The 19,676-nt window shown below is 72.2% G+C and carries 15 protein-coding genes and 1 pseudogene; 11 read left to right on the top strand and 5 right to left on the bottom strand.

Going from position 1 to position 19,676, the window contains the following annotated elements:
• The first annotated feature begins 88 nt into the window (after window positions 1–88).
• From ACFYMU_RS02805 to pssA, 8 genes are all read left to right on the top strand, one after another.
• Entirely contained in the window at window positions 89–901 is an 813-nt protein-coding gene (locus ACFYMU_RS02805) for a TetR family transcriptional regulator (protein WP_388367002.1), read from the top strand.
• Window positions 902–1,381: 480 nt separating this feature from the next.
• Window positions 1,382–2,719 (top strand): crotonyl-CoA carboxylase/reductase, encoded by a 1,338-nt coding sequence (ccrA, locus tag ACFYMU_RS02810; protein WP_388367004.1) that lies wholly within the window; start codon window positions 1,382–1,384, stop codon window positions 2,717–2,719.
• A gap of 10 nt (window positions 2,720–2,729) precedes the next feature.
• Complete coding sequence (locus tag ACFYMU_RS02815; RefSeq protein ID WP_388367006.1) at window positions 2,730–4,757, top strand: protein meaA; 2,028 nt, start codon at window positions 2,730–2,732, stop codon at window positions 4,755–4,757.
• Window positions 4,754–5,719, top strand: coding sequence for an HpcH/HpaI aldolase/citrate lyase family protein (locus ACFYMU_RS02820; protein ID WP_388367008.1), 966 nt, complete (start codon window positions 4,754–4,756; stop codon window positions 5,717–5,719). The genes ACFYMU_RS02815 and ACFYMU_RS02820 overlap by 4 nt, the downstream gene beginning before the upstream one ends.
• Window positions 5,720–5,723: 4 nt before the next feature.
• Window positions 5,724–6,236, top strand: a complete 513-nt coding sequence (locus ACFYMU_RS02825; protein WP_019757884.1) for a MaoC family dehydratase — start codon at window positions 5,724–5,726, stop codon at window positions 6,234–6,236.
• A gap of 2 nt (window positions 6,237–6,238) precedes the next feature.
• The gene (locus ACFYMU_RS02830) at window positions 6,239–7,444 is read left to right on the top strand and encodes an acyl-CoA dehydrogenase family protein (RefSeq protein WP_388367010.1); all 1,206 of its coding nucleotides are present in this window, start codon (window positions 6,239–6,241) and stop codon (window positions 7,442–7,444) included.
• 170 nt (window positions 7,445–7,614) lie between these two features.
• A complete protein-coding gene (locus ACFYMU_RS02835; protein WP_388367012.1) occupies window positions 7,615–8,262 on the top strand; it encodes a phosphatidylserine decarboxylase in 648 nt (215 codons plus the stop codon).
• A gap of 22 nt (window positions 8,263–8,284) precedes the next feature.
• Entirely contained in the window at window positions 8,285–9,103 is an 819-nt protein-coding gene (pssA, locus tag ACFYMU_RS02840) for a CDP-diacylglycerol--serine O-phosphatidyltransferase (protein WP_388367956.1), read from the top strand.
• 223 nt (window positions 9,104–9,326) lie between these two features.
• Here the strand turns inward: pssA and ACFYMU_RS02845 are convergent, their stop codons facing one another.
• Window positions 9,327–10,445 (bottom strand): glycerate kinase, encoded by a 1,119-nt coding sequence (locus tag ACFYMU_RS02845; RefSeq protein WP_388367959.1) that lies wholly within the window; start codon window positions 10,443–10,445, stop codon window positions 9,327–9,329.
• A gap of 331 nt (window positions 10,446–10,776) precedes the next feature.
• Between ACFYMU_RS02845 and ACFYMU_RS02850 the strand changes: the two genes are divergently transcribed.
• Both ACFYMU_RS02850 and ACFYMU_RS02855 read left to right on the top strand, forming a co-directional pair.
• Window positions 10,777–11,268: an NUDIX domain-containing protein gene (locus tag ACFYMU_RS02850; RefSeq protein ID WP_388367014.1), complete on the top strand. Its 492-nt coding sequence runs from the start codon at window positions 10,777–10,779 to the stop codon at window positions 11,266–11,268.
• Window positions 11,269–11,368: 100 nt separating this feature from the next.
• Window positions 11,369–12,106 carry an NAD-dependent deacetylase gene (locus ACFYMU_RS02855; protein ID WP_388367016.1) on the top strand — a complete coding sequence of 246 codons (738 nt, stop codon included), beginning with the start codon at window positions 11,369–11,371 and terminating at the stop codon, window positions 12,104–12,106.
• A 114-nt stretch (window positions 12,107–12,220) separates the two neighbouring features.
• Here ACFYMU_RS02855 and ACFYMU_RS02860 read toward each other — a convergent pair whose 3' ends face one another.
• Together ACFYMU_RS02860 and ACFYMU_RS02865 are read right to left on the bottom strand one after the other, a co-directional pair.
• Window positions 12,221–12,733, bottom strand: coding sequence for a methylated-DNA--[protein]-cysteine S-methyltransferase (locus tag ACFYMU_RS02860; protein WP_388367018.1), 513 nt, complete (start codon window positions 12,731–12,733; stop codon window positions 12,221–12,223).
• Window positions 12,734–12,743: 10 nt separating this feature from the next.
• Window positions 12,744–14,222 (bottom strand): AlkA N-terminal domain-containing protein, encoded by a 1,479-nt coding sequence (locus ACFYMU_RS02865; protein ID WP_388367962.1) that lies wholly within the window; start codon window positions 14,220–14,222, stop codon window positions 12,744–12,746.
• 882 nt (window positions 14,223–15,104) lie between these two features.
• Between ACFYMU_RS02865 and ACFYMU_RS02870 the strand changes: the two are divergent.
• Window positions 15,105–15,353 (top strand): annotated as a pseudogene (locus ACFYMU_RS02870) (protease); the annotation flags it as partial.
• Window positions 15,354–16,247: 894 nt separating this feature from the next.
• Here the strand turns inward: ACFYMU_RS02870 and ACFYMU_RS02875 are convergent.
• Together ACFYMU_RS02875 and ACFYMU_RS02880 are read right to left on the bottom strand one after the other, a co-directional pair.
• Window positions 16,248–17,927, bottom strand: a complete 1,680-nt coding sequence (locus tag ACFYMU_RS02875; protein ID WP_388367020.1) for a protein kinase — start codon at window positions 17,925–17,927, stop codon at window positions 16,248–16,250.
• Entirely contained in the window at window positions 17,924–19,672 is a 1,749-nt protein-coding gene (locus ACFYMU_RS02880) for an FHA domain-containing protein (protein WP_388367022.1), read from the bottom strand. Before ACFYMU_RS02880 ends, ACFYMU_RS02875 begins: the two co-directional genes overlap by 4 nt.
• Between the last annotated feature and the right edge of the window lie 4 nt (window positions 19,673–19,676).

Consider the following 19,676-nt stretch of genomic DNA (forward strand, 5'->3'; position numbering starts at 1 on the left):
CGATCCCGCCGGCAACCCCCCGCCCGCCCAGGGCGGGGGGAACCCGGGGCCCGCGCACCATCCTGCGCAGATGCAGTACGTTCGGGTCATGTCCCAGCCCGCCAAGTCCTCCCGTACACCAGCCACGTCCGACGCTCCGGAGAGTGCCGCAGGCACGCGTGCCGCGGCCCAGCGGCTCAAGATGCGCCGAGAACTGGCGGCCGCTGCGATGGAGCTGTTCGCCACCAAGGGCTACGAGGCGACCACCGTCGACGAGATCGCGGCGGCGGCCGGAGTCGCCCGACGCACCTTCTTCCGTCACTTCCGCTCCAAGGAGGAGGCGATCTTCCCGGACCACGACGACACCCTGGTCCGGGCCGAGGCGGTGCTCAACGCGGCACCCGCGCACGAGCACCCGCTCGACACGGTGTGCCGCGGCATCAAGGAAGTCATGCGGATGTACGCGGCCCGTCCGGAGATCTCCGTGCAGCGCTACAAGCTGACGCGCGAGGTGCCGACGCTGCGGGAGGCGGAGATCGCCTCGGTCGCCCGCTACGAACGCCTCTTCACCCGCTATCTGCTCGGTCACTTCGACGAGCACGCGCACGACGACGACGCCAACGACGATCCGCTGCTCGCGGAGGTCGCCGCGTCGGCGGTCGTCACCGCGCACAACCACGTCCTGCGGCGCTGGCTGCGGGCCGACGGACACGGTGACGTGGAGGCCCAGCTCGACCACGCCTTCGCCATCGTCCGCAAGACGTTCGGCAACGGCATCGGGGCCGGACGCGAGGCCGCGCCCCGGTCGGCACCGGCCTCCGCGGCCACGCAGGGGGAGGTGCTGGTGACGGTGGCCAGGACCGACACCCCGCTGGACGAGGTCATGCGCGTCATCGAGCAGGCCCTCAAGGAACGGGCGTAGCCGGTCGGGCACGCGTGGTGGTCCGGGCGGGGGGGGGGGGGGGGGGGGGGGGGGGGGGGGGGGGGGGGGGGCGGGCGGGCCGCGGGGGGGGCCCCCCCCCCCCCCCCCCCCCCCCCCCCCCCCCCCCCCCCCCCCCCGGCCGCACGTCCCCCTGAGGGAGTTTTGATCGATCATCGCTCATTTGTTACGTAAAGATTTCATCTGAGAGCAATATCTGGCACGCAGTGCCTTGCCGAGTGACACGCCGTGCCATACGGTGAAGGTGTCCGGGCGGCCGGCGTGCAGAGACCCCTCGTACGCCGGCTGTCCCCGCAAGCCTCGGCGAGCGCGCCCGGACGCCTGCGTCACAGGCAACTTCCCGCGCCACAAAGCGCTGCCACAGCACCACCCCGCCGAACCGACGGCACCCCTCACACAGCAGCAGCACCGACGTAACCCTCAGCGTCTCCCCTCAAGACGCCATTCGCCGGAGGCACCACCGTGAAGGACATCCTGGACGCGATCCAGTCGGGGACGGCCACGTCCGCCGACTTCGCCGCCCTGCCGCTCCCCGACTCGTACCGCGCGGTCACCGTGCACAAGGACGAGACGGAGATGTTCGCCGGGCTCAGCACCCGCGACAAGGACCCCCGCAAGTCCCTGCACCTCGACGACGTCCCGCTGCCCGAACTGGGACCGGGCGAGGCCCTCGTCGCCGTCATGGCGTCCTCGGTCAACTACAACTCGGTCTGGACCTCGATCTTCGAGCCGCTGCCGACGTTCGGTTTCCTCGAGCGCTACGGCAAGCTCTCCGAGCTCACCAAGCGCCATGACCTGCCGTACCACATCATCGGCTCCGACCTCGCGGGCGTGGTCCTGCGCACCGGCCCGGGCGTCAACGCCTGGAAGCCGGGCGACGAGGTCGTCGCGCACTGCCTGTCGGTGGAGCTCGAGTCCTCCGACGGCCACAACGACACCATGCTCGACCCCGAGCAGCGCATCTGGGGCTTCGAGACCAACTTCGGCGGCCTGGCCGAGATCGCGCTCGTCAAGTCCAACCAGCTGATGCCCAAGCCGGGCCACCTCAGCTGGGAGGAGGCCGCCGCCCCCGGCCTGGTCAACTCGACCGCCTACCGGCAGCTGGTCTCCCGCAACGGCGCCGGGATGAAGCAGGGCGACAACGTGCTGATCTGGGGCGCGAGCGGCGGCCTCGGCTCCTACGCGACGCAGTTCGCGCTGGCCGGCGGCGCCACCCCGATCTGCGTGGTCTCCAGCGAGGAGAAGGCGGACATCTGCCGGAAGATGGGCGCCGAGCTGATCATCAACCGCAACGCCGAGGACTACCGGTTCTGGAAGGACGAGCACACCCAGGACCCGAAGGAGTGGAAGCGCCTCGGCAAGCGCATCCGCGAGCTGACGGGCGGCGAGGACGTGGACATCGTCTTCGAGCACCCCGGCCGCGAGACCTTCGGCGCCTCCGTGTACGTCACCCGCAAGGGCGGCACGATCGTGACCTGTGCCTCCACCTCGGGCTACCAGCACCAGTACGACAACCGCTACCTGTGGATGTCGCTGAAGCGGATCGTCGGCTCCCACTTCGCCAACTACCGCGAGGCGTGGGAGGCCAACCGGCTCGTCTCCAAGGGCAAGATCCACCCGACGCTGTCGAGGGTCTACTCGCTGGAGGAGACCGGTCAGGCCGCCTACGACGTGCACCGCAACCTCCACCAGGGCAAGGTCGGCGTGCTGTGCCTCGCTCCCCAGGAGGGCCTGGGCGTGCGCGACGAGGAGATGCGCGCGAAGCACCTCGACGCCATCAACCGCTTCCGGAACATCTGAGGTCTGCCCCATGAGTGAGCGTCAGAAGGACCGGCCGTGGCTGATGCGGACGTACGCCGGTCACTCCACGGCCGAGGCGTCGAACGAGCTGTACCGGCGCAACCTCGCCAAGGGCCAGACCGGCCTGTCGGTCGCGTTCGACCTGCCGACGCAGACCGGCTACGACCCCGACCACGTCCTCGCCCGCGGCGAGGTCGGCCGGGTCGGGGTCCCGGTCGCACACCTCGGTGACATGCGCCGGCTGTTCCAGGACATCCCCCTGGAGCAGATGAACACGTCGATGACCATCAACGCCACGGCCATGTGGCTGCTGGCGCTCTACCAGGTCGTCGCCGAGGAGCAGGGCGCCGACATCACCAAGCTCCAGGGGACGACCCAGAACGACATCGTCAAGGAGTACCTGTCCCGCGGCACGCACGTGTTCCCGCCGGGGCCCTCGCTCCGGCTGACGACCGACATGATCGCGTACACGGTCTCCCACATCCCCAAGTGGAACCCGATCAACATCTGCAGCTACCACCTGCAGGAGGCGGGCGCCACACCGGTGCAGGAGATCGCGTACGCGATGTCGACCGCGATCGCCGTCCTCGACGCGGTGCGCGACAGCGGCCAGGTGCCGCAGGAGCGCATGGGCGACGTCGTCGGCCGCATCTCCTTCTTCGTGAACGCGGGTGTCCGCTTCGTCGAGGAGATGTGCAAGATGCGGGCGTTCGGCCGCATCTGGGACCGGATCACCCGCGAGCGGTACGGCATCGAGGACCCCAAGCACCGCCGCTTCCGCTACGGCGTCCAGGTCAACTCCCTCGGCCTGACGGAGGCACAGCCGGAGAACAACGTCCAGCGGATCGTGCTCGAGATGCTGGCCGTGACCCTGTCGAAGGACGCCCGCGCACGCGCCGTGCAGCTGCCGGCCTGGAACGAGGCGCTGGGTCTTCCCCGGCCCTGGGACCAGCAGTGGTCGCTGCGCATCCAGCAGGTGCTCGCACACGAGAGCGATCTGCTGGAGTACGACGACATCTTCGAGGGCTCGAAGGTCGTCGAGGCCAAGGTGAACCAGCTCGTCGAGGAGTCGTTCGCGGAGATCGAGCGCATCCAGGAGATGGGCGGCGCGATGGCCGCGGTCGAGTCCGGCTACCTCAAGTCGCAGCTCGTCGCCTCGCATGCCGAGCGCCGCGCCCGCATCGAGTCCGGCCGGGAGAAGATCATCGGCGTCAACATCTTCGAGACGACCGAACCGAACCCCCTCACGGCCGATCTGGACACCGCGATCCAGACCGTCGACCCGGCGGTCGAGGCCCGCGTCATCGCCTCCCTCCAGGAGTGGCGCGACACCCGCTACCAGCCGCCCTTCAACCACCCGCGCCCGTGCAAGGCGCTGGAGCGGCTGAAGGAGGCGGCCAAGGGCACCGAGAACCTCATGGAGGCCACCCTGGAGTGCGCGCGCGCCGGGGTCACGACCGGCGAGTGGGCCGGGGCCCTCAGGGAGGTGTTCGGCGAGTTCCGCGCGCCGACCGGGGTCTCCTCCGCGCCGGTCGCCGTGGCCGCCGCGGAGGGCACGGCCCTCGCCGCGGTGCGCCGCAAGGTGGACGCCACCGCCCGGGAGCTCGGCGTCGGCAAGCTCCGCTTCCTGGTGGGCAAGCCCGGCCTGGACGGTCACTCCAACGGCGCCGAGCAGATCGCCGTGCGGGCCCGTGACGCCGGGTTCGAGGTGGTCTACCAGGGCATCCGGCTGACGCCGGAGCAGATCGTGGACGCGGCCCTCGCCGAGGACGTGCACGCGGTCGGCCTCTCGATCCTCTCCGGCTCCCACGCCCAGCTGGTGCCGGACGTGCTGCGGCGGCTGCGCGAGGCCGGCGCGGCCGACATCCCGGTGATCGCCGGCGGGATCATCCCCAGCGGCGACGCCGAACAGCTCAGGGCCGTGGGAGTGGCCGCGGTCTTCACCCCGAAGGACTTCGACATCACCGGGATCATCGGCCGTATCGTCGACGAGATCCGCACAGCGAACAAGCTCGACCCCCTGGAGGTCCCCGCATGACTACGCCCGTCAACCGCCTGCGTCCGCGGCGCTCCTGCCTCGCGGTCCCCGGGAGCAACCCCCGCTTCCTGGAAAAGGCGCAGGGCCTCCCCGCCGACCAGGTCTTCCTGGACCTGGAGGACGCGTGCGCGCCGCTGGCCAAGCCCGAGGCGCGGCACACCATCGTCAAGTTCCTCAACGAGGGCGACTGGACGGGCAAGACGAGGGTCGTGCGCGTCAACGACTGGACGACCGAGTGGACGTACCGCGACGTCGTGACGGTCGTCGAGGGCGCGGGCCCGAACCTCGACTGCATCATGCTGCCGAAGGTGCAGAACGCCCAGCAGGTGGTCGCCCTCGACCTGCTGCTGACGCAGATCGAGAAGACGATGGGCTTCGAGGTCGGCCGCATCGGCATCGAGGCGCAGATCGAGAACGCGCAGGGCCTGAACAACGTCAACGAGATCGCGCAGGCCTCCCCGCGCATCGAGACGATCATCTTCGGCCCGGCCGACTTCATGGCGTCGATCAACATGAAGTCGCTGGTCGTGGGCGAGCAGCCGCCCGGCTACCCGGCGGACGCCTACCACTACATCCTGATGAAGATCCTCATGGCCGCCCGCGCCAACAACCTCCAGGCGATCGACGGCCCCTACCTGCAGATCCGCAACGTGGACGGCTTCCGCGCGGTCGCGGCGCGTGCCGCCGCGCTGGGCTTCGACGGCAAGTGGGTGCTGCACCCGGGCCAGGTCGACGCCGCCAACGAGGTGTTCTCGCCCTCCCAGGAGGACTACGACCACGCCGAGCTGATCCTGGACGCGTACGAGTACTGCACGTCCGAGGCGGGCGGCAAGAAAGGCTCGGCGATGCTCGGCGACGAGATGATCGACGAGGCGAGCCGCAAGATGGCGCTGGTCATCGCGGGCAAGGGCCGCGCCGCCGGCATGCAGCGCACCAGCACGTTCGAGATCCCGGAGGCGTAGGGCCATGCAGTTCGGACGCACCTACGAGGAGTTCGAGGTCGGGGCGACGTACAAGCACTGGCCGGGCAAGACGGTCACGGAGTACGACGACCACCTGTTCTGTCTCCTCACCATGAACCACCACCCGCTCCACATGGACACGAACTATGCGGAGAAGACGACGGACTTCGGCAAGAACGTCGTCGTCGGGAACTACATCTACTCGCTGCTGCTCGGCATGTCCGTGCCGGACATCTCCGGCAAGGCGATCGCCAACCTGGAGATCGAGTCGCTCAAGCACGTGGCTCCGACCTTCCACGGCGACACGATCTACGGCGAGACGACCGTGCTCGACAAGTGGCCGTCGAAGTCGAAGAACGACCGCGGCATCGTGTATGTCGAGACCAAGGGCTACAAGCAGGACGGCACGCTGGTGTGCGTGTTCCGCCGCAAGGTCATGGTCCCGACCGAGACGTACATCAAGGAGCGCGGCGGCGAGCAGCCCGGCCGCCCGGAGCTGAAGCAGCAGGAGAAGTAGCCATGGCACGACTCGCCCAGACCGCCGGTCTGACGGACGTCCAGCAGGAGATCATCTCCACGGTCCGCGACTTCGTGGACAAGGAGATCATCCCGGTCGCGACCGAGCTGGAGCACCGCGACGAGTACCCGCAGCAGATCGTCGACGGCCTCAAGGAGCTGGGCCTGTTCGGTCTGATGATCCCCGAGGAGTACGGGGGCCTGGGCGAGTCGCTCCTCACCTACGCGCTGTGCGTGGAGGAGATCGCCCGCGGCTGGATGTCGGTCTCCGGCATCATCAACACGCACTTCATCGTGGCGTACATGCTCAAGCAGCACGGCACGCAGGAGCAGAAGGAGCACTTCCTGCCGAGGATGGCGCTGGGCGAGGTCCGCGGCGCCTTCTCGATGTCGGAGCCCGGGCTGGGCTCCGATGTGTCGGCCATCACGTCGAAGGCGGTCAAGGACGGCGACGAGTACGTCCTCAACGGCCAGAAGATGTGGCTGACGAACGGCGGCACGTCCTCGCTCGTCGCGGTTCTCGTCCGAAGTGACGAAGGACACCCGGAGGGCACGGCGCCGCACAAGTCGATGACGACCTTCCTGGTCGAGAAGGAGCCCGGCTTCGGCGAGGTCCGCCCCGGCCTCACCATCCCCGGGAAGATCGACAAGATGGGCTACAAGGGTGTCGACACCACGGAGCTCATCATGGACGGCCTGCGCGTTCCGGCCGACCGGGTGCTCGGCGGGGTCACCGGCCGCGGCTTCTACCAGATGATGGACGGCGTCGAGGTCGGTCGGGTGAACGTCGCGGCGCGTGGCTGCGGTGTCGCTCAGCGCGCCTTCGAGCTGGGTGTCTCCTACGCCCAGCAGCGGCACACCTTCGGCAAGCCGATCGCCCAGCACCAGGCCGTCCAGTTCAAGCTGGCCGAGATGGCTACCAAGGTCGAGGCCGCTCATGCCATGATGGTGAATGCAGCGCGCAAAAAGGACTCGGGTGAACGAAACGACCTCGAAGCAGGGATGGCGAAGTACCTCGCCTCCGAGTACTGCAAGGAGGTCGTGGAGGATGCCTTCCGGATCCACGGCGGCTACGGCTTCTCGAAGGAGTACGAGATCGAGCGCCTCTACCGTGAGGCCCCGATGCTGCTCATCGGCGAAGGTACCGCCGAAATCCAGAAAATGATCATCGGTCGCCGACTGCTCGAAGAGTATCGCCTCCAGGGGTGATTGCCCGTGTTCGGGGTGTTTTCTTCACCAAGAAGATCACACCCCGTCAACACTCTTCGGCCGTCGACTCGGCTTCCTGGCTTGCCCAGTTGTGGCCCATGACCGGTACGATCGCCGGAAAGCCGCCGTCCCCCGTCGAAGCGCGGCATCATCCGCTACGAAGGTCATCCATGCCCCACAGCCAAACCTCTGCACCACGCGGCCGGGTCCGCCTCGCGCGCGGAGCATCGCCGTGGCTTCTCCCGACCGTTGCCACCGCAGCCCTCAGCCTGGCCCGGGCGCGCCGCTCCGGCGCCGCCAAGGCCGTGGCCGTGCCCGCCACCGCGCTGGCGGCGGGCATGCTGTGGTTCTTCCGCGACCCCGAGCGCGAGATCACCCGGGGCCGGGTCATCTCGCCCGCCGACGGTGTGGTGCAGAGCATCATGCCGTGGAAGGACGGACGCACCCGCGTCGCGATCTTCATGAGCCCGCTCAACGTCCACGTCAACCGTGCCCCGCTCGCCGGCACGGTGACGTCGGTCGAGCACATCCCGGGCGGCTTCGTCCCCGCGTTCAACAAGGAGAGCGAGAACAACGAGCGCGTCGTCTGGCACTTCGACACCGAACTCGGTGACATCGAGATGATCCAGATCGCCGGCGCCGTCGCCCGCCGCATCGTGCCCTACGTGCCGCAGGGCACCAAGGTCGAGCAGGGCGACCGTATCGGCCTGATCCGCTTCGGCTCGCGCGTCGACCTCTATCTGCCGGAGGGCATGGAGGTCGCGGTGGAGGTCGGCCAGAAGACCGTGGCTGGGGTGACTCGTCTTGACCGTGATTGATCCCGATACCCAGTCCGACTGGGTGCCGGAGGCCGACGACGTGGACGAGGAGGAGATGCCCCTCTCGCTCCGCCTCTCGATAGCGGACACGCTCACCCTCGGCAACGCCACGTGCGGCTTCATGGCGGTGTACTTCACCACCACCGGCATCCTCATCCCGCACCTGACGGGCAACGAGGAGTCGACGGGCATGGCCCGGCACAGCGCGGCCACGGCCGTCATCCTGATGCTGTGCGCGGCGGTCTTCGACCTCTTCGACGGTCTGGTGGCCCGCAAGCTGCGCTCCTCCCCGATGGGCGCGGAGCTGGACAACCTCTCCGACCTGATCAGCTTCGGTCTGGCGCCCGCGTACTTCGTGCTCGTCTACGGCATGGTCGCGGACGACGCGCACCAGAGAGTGGCCGCGCTCGGAGCGATCGTGGTACTGCTCGCGGTGGTCCTGAGACTGGCGCGCTTCTCGTGCGTGACGATGAAGGACGGCATGTTCCAGGGCATGCCCTCGCCCTTCGGCGCCCTGACGGTGGTCTCGATCGTCCTGCTGGAGCTGCCCTTCTTCGCCACCCTGCTGGCGATCCTCGGCACGGCGTGGCTGATGGTGAGCCGCGTGGAGTACCCGAAGCCGCGGGGCCGCCTGGCGGTCGCGATGCTGGGGTGGATCGTCCTGTCCATGGGCCTTCTGGCGGCGTGGGCGTTCGACGCCCCCAGCGGCCAGCTCCTCCTCCAGACGGGCTGCGCGCTGCAACTGGTCATGGGCGCGGTGATCCCGCTGTTCGCCACGGCTCGCCGGGTGCACAACTTCCGGGACAACCGCCGCGAGGCGCGGGCGGCACAGCTGCCGTAGGGCCGGTGACGGCGTCTGCGGCCGTACGACGGGAAGGGCCCCGAACCATGACGGTTCGGGGCCCTTCGTCCGCCCACCGGTCACCTTTCGGCACCCGGGCGGCCGCGGACCGGGACGGCCGGGAGCTCTGAGGGCCGCGACGGCACGGACATGGCACGGCATGGACATGGCCGGGAGCATGGGGCGAGCCGGCCACGGCCGTATCGGGCGGCAGCGGCTTCCGTCAGGCCAGGAAGTCCCGGGCGATCCGCTCCGCCACCCGCTCCAGGATCGGTCCGGCGTCCGCGACGCACCTGGCGACGTCCGGCTCCGTCTCCGTCAGCGGGTAGGCACGGCGGATACCGGCCCCTCCCAGCGCCGCCGGCGGCAGGGCCAGTCGGCCGCAGACCGCGACCACCTCCTTGCCGGCCGCCCGGGCGGCGGCGGCGACGCCCACCGGGGCCTTGCCGTGCAGCGTCTGCTCGTCCAGCGACCCCTCCCCCGTGATCACCAGCGACGCCCGCTCCAGCGCCGGCGCGAAGCCCAGCACGTCGAGCATCACCTCGATGCCGGGCCGGAACCGTGCGCCGAGGACCAGCGCCCCGTACCCGATGCCGCCCGCGGCGCCGGCGCCCGGCGACGCGGTGTACTCCGCCGCCCGGGGGCCGATCGTCTCCGCCAGCACCTTCGCGTAGCGGACGAGCGCCGCGTCCAGCCTCTCCACGTCGTCCGGAGAGGCCCCCTTCTGCGGCCCGTACACGGCCGCCGCGCCCTTCGGCCCGGTCAGCGGATTGTCCACGTCGCTCGCCAGCACCAGGTCCACCGAGGCCAACCGCGGGTCGAGGCCCGACAGATCCGCACGGGCGAGCGCCGAGAGTCCACCGCCGCCCGGTGCCACCGGCTCCCCCTCGGCGTCGAGGAGGCGCGCCCCGAGCGCGGACAGCATCCCCGCGCCCCCGTCCGTCGTCGCGCTCCCCCCGACCCCGAACACGATCGTCCGGGCGCCTGCGTCCAGCGCCGCCCGCAGCAGTTCCCCGGAGCCGTACGTGGACGCGGTCAGCGGCGCGAGGACCCCGGCGGGCAGCCGCTGCAGCCCGCTCGCCTCCGCCATCTCCACGACCGCCACGTCACCGCGCAGCGCGAACGCCGCCGTCACCTCCTCGCCGAGGGGACCGGCGACCCGTGCCTCACGCCGCCCGAACCCCGCCGCGACGGCCGCGTCCACCGTCCCGTCCCCGCCGTCGGCCACGGGCAGCGCCTCGACCTCGAGATCCGGCACGACCGCGCGCAGTCCGGCCGTCACCCGCTCGGCGACCTGCACGGCCGTCAGCGACCCCTTGAACTTGTCCGCGGCGACGAGCACCCGCGGCGCCGACCGCGCCGACCGCGCCGACCGCGCCGACCGCGCCGACCGCGCCGACCAAGTGTCGTTCCCTGCAGCGTCCGCCACCTGCGTCCCCTTGCTCTTCGTGCCCTGCGCACATCAAGGTCTTCGCTCGCGTGCATGGCCACAGCCGGCCAGGCACAGACCGAGGTACCGCCTGCCGCGCGTCTCAGTATGACCACAGGTCATGGGCATGGCGGCTCTGCTGCAGACCGTGGTCGTGGGAGCGTGAGGGGCGCACGAAGGTCGGGGGGAGGCGCAGGGGATCATACTCGTGAGGTGCGGCCCGGGTGCTGGTTAGGCTGCCGGGATGAGCACTCCAGACTTCGCCGCGTACATCGCCTCCCTGCCCCGCATCATCGCCGGCGCCGCCGCGCTCTTCCGCGACGCCGAGGGGCGGGTGCTGCTCGTCGAGCCCAACTACCGTGACGGGTGGGCGCTTCCGGGTGGGACGATCGAGTCGGACGACGGGGAGACACCGCGGCAGGGTGCCCGGCGGGAGACCGCCGAGGAGATCGGGCTCGACGTCGAGCTCGGGCGGCTGCTCGCGGTGGACTGGGTGCACGGGGTGGGGCGGCCGCCCTTGGCGGCGTATCTGTACGACGGCGGGGTGCTCGGCGAGGACCACATCAAGGCGATCCGTCTGCAGGAGGAGGAGCTGCTGTCCTGGCGGCTCGTGCCGCGCGACGAACTCACCGAGTACCTGCCGCACGAGCTGGGGCTGCGTGTCCTGGCCGCCCTGAACGCACTGGACGAGGGCACGGGCACGGCGGAGCTGGAGAACGGCCACCGGGTCGGTTGACGGCGGGCACCCCGGCGGCCCGGAGCGGCGCCTCCTCCGCCACCGGCCGGAGCCGATATCCGTTCGCCGTGCCCGGATCGCCCGGCCTACCCTCGGTCACATGAGCAAGCCCCTCGTCGCCATCCTGAGCGGTGCCGGTATCTCCACCGATTCCGGGATCCCCGACTATCGCGGACCCAACGGCCTGTGGCGACGGGATCCCGAGGCGGAGAAGCTCGTGACGTACGCGTACTACATGGGCGATCCGGAGATCCGGCGGCGCTCGTGGCAGATGCGGCGCAAGAACCGGGCGCTGACGGCCGAGCCGAACGCCGCGCACCGCGCGGTGGCCGAGCTGGAGCGGTCCGGCACGGCCGTGCGGGTCATCACGCAGAACGTCGACGGGCTGCACCAGCTCGCCGGGATGCCCGCCCGCAAGGTCCTCGAACTCCACGGCACGGTCCGCAGCGTCGTCTGCACGGGCTGTCATGCGCGGGGGCCCATGGAGGACGCGCTCGCCCGGGTCGAAGCCGGGGAGGACGACCCTCCCTGCCTGGAATGCGGCGGGATCCTCAAATCGGCCACGGTGATGTTCGGCGAACGGCTCGACCCCGTCGTCCTCGGTGAGGCCCTCGCGATCACCAAGGCGTGCACCGTGTTCATCGCGGTCGGCACCAGCCTGCAGGTCCAGCCCGCGGCCGGACTGGCGGGCGTGGCCGCCGACCACGGCGCGCGCCTGGTCGTCGTCAACGCCGAACCGACACCGTACGACGACCTGGCCGACGAGGTGCTCCGCGAACCCATCGGCACGGCCCTGCCCGGACTGCTGCGCCGGCTCAGCACGCAGGCGCCGGGCTGACGAGCCGCTCTCACCGCCCGGACGACCGCCGCGGTTGCCTGCGTCCGGTGCCCGCCGTGCCCCTCGTCCTGCTCGGTGCCGTCCGACAGAAGGACGTCGCGACGAGGGCGACGCTCAGAAGAGGGCCGTGCCGCTCTCGAAGTCCAGCAGGCGCTTCTTGCGGTCCAGGCCGCCGCCGTAGCCCGTCAGGCCACCGTTCGCCCCCACCACGCGGTGGCAGGGCACGATGATGCCGATCGGGTTCCTGCCGTTGGCGAGTCCGACGGCGCGCGAGGCGCGCGGACTGCCCAGGACCTCGGCCAGCTCGCCGTACGAGCGGGTCTCGCCGTAGGGGATCCGGCGCAACTGCTCCCACACGCTGCGCTGGAACGGCGTCCCCACCAGGCGCAGTTCCAGGGTGAACTCCTTCAACTCGCCTGCGAAATAGGCCGCCAGCTGGTCTGCCGCCTCGTCGAAGGGCGTGTCGTCGCGCTCGCCGAAGGTCTCCTCGGGCGGGCGGTGACGCTGACCCACCATGTAGAGACCGGACAGGACACCGTCCGTGGCGATCAGCGTCAGGGGGCCGTACGGGCTGTCGAGCACGGTGTGCTGCGTCGCGGAATGCTGCGCCGCGGGGTGCTGCTTCATGGGAACATCCTCACACGGGAAGGAAGTTGATCGGGTGACCGTCCGTCGCCCACAGGTACTGGACCGCGTACGCCCGCCACGGCCGCCAGGCCGCCGCGCGTGCCGTGAGCGCCGCGGGGGTGGACGGCAGGTCCAACTCCCGCGCCGCGCGCCGGATGCCGAGGTCGGTCGGCAGGAAGGCGTCGGGGTCACCGAGGGCGCGCATGGCGATCACGTCGACCGTCCAGGGGCCGAAGCCGGGCAGGGCGAGCAGCCGGGCACGGCTGTCCTCCCAGTCGCTCTCGATGCCCAGGCGGAGCGACCCGTCGGCGAGTTGCCGGACCAGCGTGGCGAACGTGGTGCGGCGGGTGCGCGGCATCGCCAGCGTCGCCGGGTCGAGCGCCGCGAGAGCATCGGGCGCGGGGAACAGGTGGGTGAGGCCGCCTTCGGGATCGTGGACCGGTTCCCCGTGGGCGGTGACGAGGCGGGCCGCGTGGGTGCGGGCGGCGGCCGTGGAGACCTGCTGCCCCAGAACCGCCCGCACGGCGAACTCGGCCTCGTCGACGGTACGCGGCACCCGGCGGCCGGGGGCCTTGTCCACCAGGGGCGCGAGCACCGGATCCGTGCGCAGCCGGTCGTCGACCGCGACCGGGTCCGCGTCCAGGTCGAGCATGCGGCGGCAGCGGCTGATGGCGACGGGCAGGTCGCGCAGGTCGCTCAGGGTGAGACGGCATGCGATGTGGTCGGCCTGCGGGGTCAGCGCCACGATTCCGTGGCCGAACGGCAGCCGCAGCGTGCGCCGGTAGGCGCCGTCCCGCCACTCCTCCACGCCGGGTACGGCGGTCGCGGCGAGGTGGCCGAAGAGGTTGTCGGGGTTGAGCGGGGTGCGGAACGGCAGCCGCAGGCTCAGGACGCCGGGGGCGATCGCCGTCGTCCGCGGCAGGCGGTCGCGCAGTTCGCTCGGGGAGAGCGCGAAGACCTCGCGGACGGTCTCGTTGAAGGTGCGGATCGAGGAGAACCCGGCCGCGAACGCGATCTCCGCCATCGGCAGCGCGGTCGTCTCGATGAGCAGCCGGGCGGTCTGGGCGCGCTGGGCCCGGGCGAGCGCGAGGGGTCCGGCGCCGAGTTCGGTGAGCAGCTGGCGCTCGATCTGGCGGGTGCTGTAGCCGAGACGGGCGGCGAGACCCGGCACGCCCTCGCGGTCGACGACGCCGTCGGCGATGAGCCGCATGGCGCGGGCGACGAGGTCGGCGCGGTGGTTCCACTCCGGGGAGCCGGGACTGGTGTCCGGGCGGCAGCGCTTGCAGGCCCGGAACCCGGCCTGCTGGCAGGCGGCCGCGCTCGGGTAGAACGTCATGTTCTCCGGCTTCGGCGGCACGGCCGGGCAGCTGGGCCGGCAGTAGATCCGCGTGGTCAGGACCGCCGTGAAGAACCAGCCGTCGAAGCGGGCGTCCTTGGACCGGACGGCTCGCAGGCAGCGCTCCTTGTCGTGGTGCATCCCGTTCCGCATGGCTCCAGCATCGGACATGGGCGGAGCCTGGGCTGGCGGGAATGCGACATGTACGTGGCCGGACCAGCCGTTACCGGGATCGCCGCCGGGTGGCCCGGCGCCGCCCCTCAGGGGCAGGAGTACCGGATGGTTCCCTCCGCCTCCAGCGGGGCGCTCGCACGGCCCGTACCGCGCGGGTGCAGGACCTGGAGGCGGGCGGTGCCCCGGAAGCGGCCGGGGCCGCGGACCGTCCAGCGGAGGTGCACGGTGGCTGTCCGGTCGCCGCGGCCGGCCGTGTAGGTCAGTTCCCCGGTGTCATGGCCGTCGCTGCGCAGCCAGCGGTAGGTCACCGGGCCGGCGCGGCCGTCGGTGATCATGACGCCGACGACATCGGCGGTCTGACCGCAGTGCAGCTGCCGGGTGGGCGCCTGTACCTCGGCGGCCGTGACGGCCGGTCCGGCGGTCGGACGCAGCAGCAACAGCCAGAGCACGACGGCGACGGCCGTCAGGATCACCGTCGCCACGAACCAGGCGCGTCGGCGTCCTCGTCGGCTGCGGCCGCGGCCGCGGCTGTCGGCCGCCTGCCACGGGGTGGTGAGGGCGGGCTGCTCGCCGCCGGGGACGCCTGGGCCGAAGCGCAGCAGGATCTCGCCGTCGCCCTCCCCGCCCGGGTCCTCGTCCGTGGCCGGTGCACGCAGCGCGTCGGAGGCGCGGTTCCGCTTGCCCAGGACGGTGGCCTGCTCGTCCACAGCGGCGCGCGGGCCGCGCTCGCCCCGCCCCGGGACGGTGACCTGCTCGTCCGCGACGGTGACCTCCCGTCCCGCGACCGCGGCCCCGCCGTCCACGGCCGGGGGCCGCCGGTCCGCCACCGTACCCTCCCCGTCGGCGGCCGGGAGCGCGACGGTGGCCCGCCCGTCCGAGCCGGAAGGGCCGCCCGCATCGCCGGTCCGCCCCGGGACGGCTGCCCCCTCGTCCGGGTCGGGAACCTGCGGGCCGGGGACCGGAACCTGCCGGGCCTCAGGATCCTGGGACGGAGACGGAGACGGAGACGGAGACGGGGACGGGGACGGGGAAGGGGACGGGGACGGGGACGGGGACGGAGACGGGGAAGGGGACGGGGAAGGGGACGGGGACGGGGAAGGAGACAGAGTAGGAGACGGAGAAGGAGACGGAGACGCGTGTGAGGTCCGCGCGGCGGGGGTGTCGGCCACCGCCGGACGGGCGTCCTCCGTCGACGGCGGGGCGATGTCCGGGAAGGCGGCGGCTGCCGCGGCGCGCAGCGCGGTGCGCTGCAGGAAGCCCGCGGGGAGCGCCTCGCGTCCGGCGACGAGCACCGCCCGCGCGGCGGCCAAGCCCTCGGACTCGGCGGTGCCGGAGCAGCGGGCGAACAGGTCCGCCGCCGGTGTGCCGGCCGCCGCCCAGGCGTCGCCGAGCGTCCGGGCGAGCGCGGCCCAGGCCGCGATGTCGTCGCGCCGGGCGGATGCCGCGCGCGCGTCGCCCAGCGCGTCGGCCAGCGCCGGCTCGGCGAGCAGGGCGGTCCCGTTCGGGGCGAGGACCACGGTGTGCGCGGCGAGCGATCCATGCGCCAGTCCGGCCGTGTGCAGGGCGAGCAACGTCTGTGCGCTCTCGTTGAGGATGCTCGCCGCGCTGCCCGCGTCCGGGCGCGGTCCGTCGGCGGAGAGGACGTCGGCGGAGAGGACGTCGGCAAGTGTGGGAGCCGGCGGGCGGGCGGTGATCAGCCACACCTCCCCGGCCTCCGCGACGAGGTCGACCGTGCCCAGTACCCCGGGCAGCCGGAGTCTGTCCACGGCGAGCACCGCGGCCGCCAGCCGCTCGCGTGCTCCCTCCGGCGTGAGCAGGGCGCGGTCGAGGCGCAGCGCGCCCAGCGGCTGTGCGCCGCCGGGCTGCGGGCACAGGGCGTACCAGGTGCCCCAGCGGCTGTCGCGTGACCAGACCGAAAGGGGTCGTCCGGCGACCGCGGCGACTGTCGTCATGTCGGTCTGTTCTCCTCGGTGCACGGTACCGGCGCCTCCACGCCGTGGTCGCTCAGCACGGTGGCGCGTCCGCGGAGGCCGTCTGCGGTCCGTTCGCGGCCTGCGGACTGCTCGTGAGGGCGACGTCCCATGTGCCCCCGCACGGGTGGTTGGAGAAGTCGGCCTCGAAGCTCGCGGTGTACCGCGTGCTGCCCGACAGCGTTTGTGTGCGGGAACCGTAGGGGTTGGCGGGCGTGCTGACGTAGAAGTCCGCCGTCAGCATCAGGGGCCCGGTGCCGGTGGTGCGGACGGTGACGTCGGCGACCAGCGTGCTGGGGTTCTGGCCCCGGCGCCAGGAGTCGATGGTGAGGGTCACCGTGCCCGGCGTCGGCGCGGCCGGGCTCACGGCCGCGGTCGTCGGGGAGGGCGCCGACGCGGGCGGTGCGCCGGTCGCGGAAGGGGTGCCGGGCGAGCTGCTCGGCGCCGGGCCCACCGGGGCGGCGCCGGAGGGTGATCCGCCGGCCGTCGGCGTGGCCGTGCCGGGCGAGACGGACGACGAGGGGGAAGGCGAGGAGGAAGAGGTCACGCCAGGGGACCCGGACGGCGTCGAACTGGCCACCGTCGTCGTGGTGTCGTGCGAACCGGCCGTCGCGGAGGTCACCGCACCGGCGACCACGGCCAGCGCGGCCGCCCCGGCAGCCGCCTTCCAGCCGCCGCGCTTCAGCCGGCCCAGCACGGTCAGCGCCCGCGTGGCCTCGTGGACGGCGGATGCGGTGGCGAAGGAAAACAACAGGGGTGCCAGGGCGGCGAGTTCGGAGAGCCGTCGGCGTCCGCGCTGCTCCCAGCCGACGCCGTAGCCCTCGGTGGCGGCCCGTTCGAGATCGGCGAGGAACGCCTCGATCCCGGGCCGGTCCGCCGGGTCCTTGGCCAGGCCCTTGCGCAGCAGGCCCCGTACCGGGGCGGGTACGTCGTCCAGCGCGACGGGGGCCCGCAGGTGCTGCAGTCGCAGCGCCGAGGCGTCGTCAGCGGTGAACGGCCGACGGCCGGTCAGGCACTCGAAGAACACCGCCGCCGCGGCGTACACGTCGCCTGCCGGGCCCGCCGGCTCCCCCCGCCACTGCTCGGGCGCCATGTAGGCGGGTGTACCGGCGGCCTCCGTCTCGCGGCCGGCGCGCACGGCGATGCCGAAGTCGGCCAGCGCGCTGGAGCCGTCGGGACGGACCAGTACGTTCTCCGGCTTGTAGTCGCGGTGGACCACCCCGGCCGCGTGGGCCGCGCCGAGCCCCAGCAGGGAACCCTTCAGCAGGACGAGGGCGGCCTCCGGGCCGGTCGCGCCGCGCGTGCGCAGCAGCTCACGGAGGCTGACCCCGTTCACCGCCTCCATGACGATCGCCGCGCCCCGCCGCGCCTCCACGTATTCGTACAGCCGCACCACGCACGGGTGCCGCAGGTCACCGAGCAGCCGTGCCTCGGCCCGGAAGCGGGCGAGGAACTCCTGGTCATCGCGGAGACGGTCACTGAGGTACTTGACCGCGACCGGGACGCCCGTCGCCGTGTGCCGGGCCAGTACCACGCGGCCGCCGGCGCCCTCACCGAGCGTACGCACGGCAAGGTACCCGGGGACGGCCCACTGTCCGTCACCCCGCGCACCGGCCCGTCCAGCGGCGCCGTCCACCGTGCCGCTCTCCGGCGCGCCGCCCCGTCCACCGGCGCCGTCCGCCATGCCGCCCTCCGGCGCGCCGGCCCTCGTCATGCCGCCCCCTCCGCGGCGGTGCCGGCGATCGCGGGCGACGCCTGGCCGCCGCCGGCTCCGCGCCGCCGCCGCACCAGGCGTACCAGCCACCGCGCCGACCCGGCCCACACCGGGAACGCCACCAGGCCCACCACGACGGCCACGATCACCGAGTCCCACGGCGGGGGCACCCGCCCCTGCAGCAGGTCCCCCAGCCGGGAACGCCACGCCAGCAGGGCGAGGACCAGGAAACCGTACGTCCCGACGACGACCGCGAGACCATAGGCGGCCATGCCCGCCTGGCGCGGTCCCGGCCTGCGGCCCGCCCGGAGGTCCCGCCAGAGTCCCCTGCGGAAGTAGGCGCTCGCCTCCTCACGCAGCCGTGGCACACGCAGCGCGTCGGTCAGCGCCTGGTAACCGTCCAGCGGCATCAGGGGATTGAAGTTGTAGAGGGTGTTCAGGTAGAGCCCGAAGGCCAGATGGAACAGCACCGCCGAGACCGGGCCGGCCGGGAGGTACGCGGCGCCCGTGGCACACCAGCCCGCCAGGGCCGCCGTCGCGACCGGACCCGACAGCGCCACCACGACGCGCGACCAGCGGGTGCCGAACCACATGTCGCTCGTGTCCACGAACGCGAAGGGCATCCCCATCATGAGCAGGAACCCGCCGCGCCGGACCCTGCGGCCGTACGACTTCACGGCCAGCGCGTGTGTCGTCTCGTGGACCACCAGGGCCGAGACGTAGCCCGCGGCCAGCGCCACCGGTCCCCAGGCGCCGGCCCCGGCGAAGTCCAGCAGGTGCTGGCGTCGCTGCGCTGCGAAGAAGGCGACCAGGCCGCCGATGACGGACAGCCAGACGAGCGTCACCCCGGTCCGGGTGAAGAACCTCCAGCCGAACGCGCCGTACAGGCGGGTCATGACGCCGTCGAGGCCCGGTACGGACACCTCCAGCCGCAGCAGGGCCCGGTACACGGCCCGCCGGGCCCGCCGCCAGCCCGTGGTCTTCTCCTGTTCGGGGCGGCCCGGCAGGCCGCGCAGCAGCCCCGCGTCCGCGAACACCGCCAGCGCGGCCTCGATCCGCGGCAGCGCCAGCTCGCCGAAGCGGTCCGCGTAGGCGAACAGCAGGTCCCGTACGGTGTTGTCGCCGTCCACCGCGTTCCAGAGGAACACCTCGCGCTCGTCCAGCCGCAGATAGGCACCGGTGCGCGTGTTGCTCAGCACCCAGTGGGGTTCCCCACGGTCCGTGGGTACTTGTTTGAGAGCCCACCCGGAGCGACGGCGGGGCCGCGCGGTGAGGGGGCCGGCCGCCTCCGGCGCCTCCTCCTCGAGCGCGACGGGCAGCCGGGTCAGCTGGGTGCCGGCGACCACGGTGCGTGAGCCGATCCGGGCATCGCGGGGCTGCTCGAACACCAGGCGGACGTCACCGACGGACAGCTGGGCGCCGTCGGCGAGCCGCGCCGAACCGCCGTGCAGGTCCGCACCGCCGACCGCCGTGCCGTTGAACGAGTCCAGGTCCTCGACGCGGAAGCCCTCCGCGGTGCGCACGATCCGGGCGTGCCGGCGCGAGACGCTGCCGTCGGACAGGACGACGTCGTTGTCCGCGCCCCGGCCCAGCGTCGTCACCGGACCGGTCAGCGGTACGAGCAGGGTGGGATCGTCCACGCCACGCAGCTGGGGCGCGGCGAACGAGGTCGGCGCCGCGTCACGGCGGAGGGTGCCGCAGTGCAGGCAGTACGGGAAGTCGCGCCGCAGGTGAACGCGACACACATGG

This window comes from Streptomyces sp. NPDC007264 (assembly GCF_042869095.1).
In the GTDB taxonomy this organism is placed as follows: domain Bacteria; phylum Actinomycetota; class Actinomycetes; order Streptomycetales; family Streptomycetaceae; genus Streptomyces.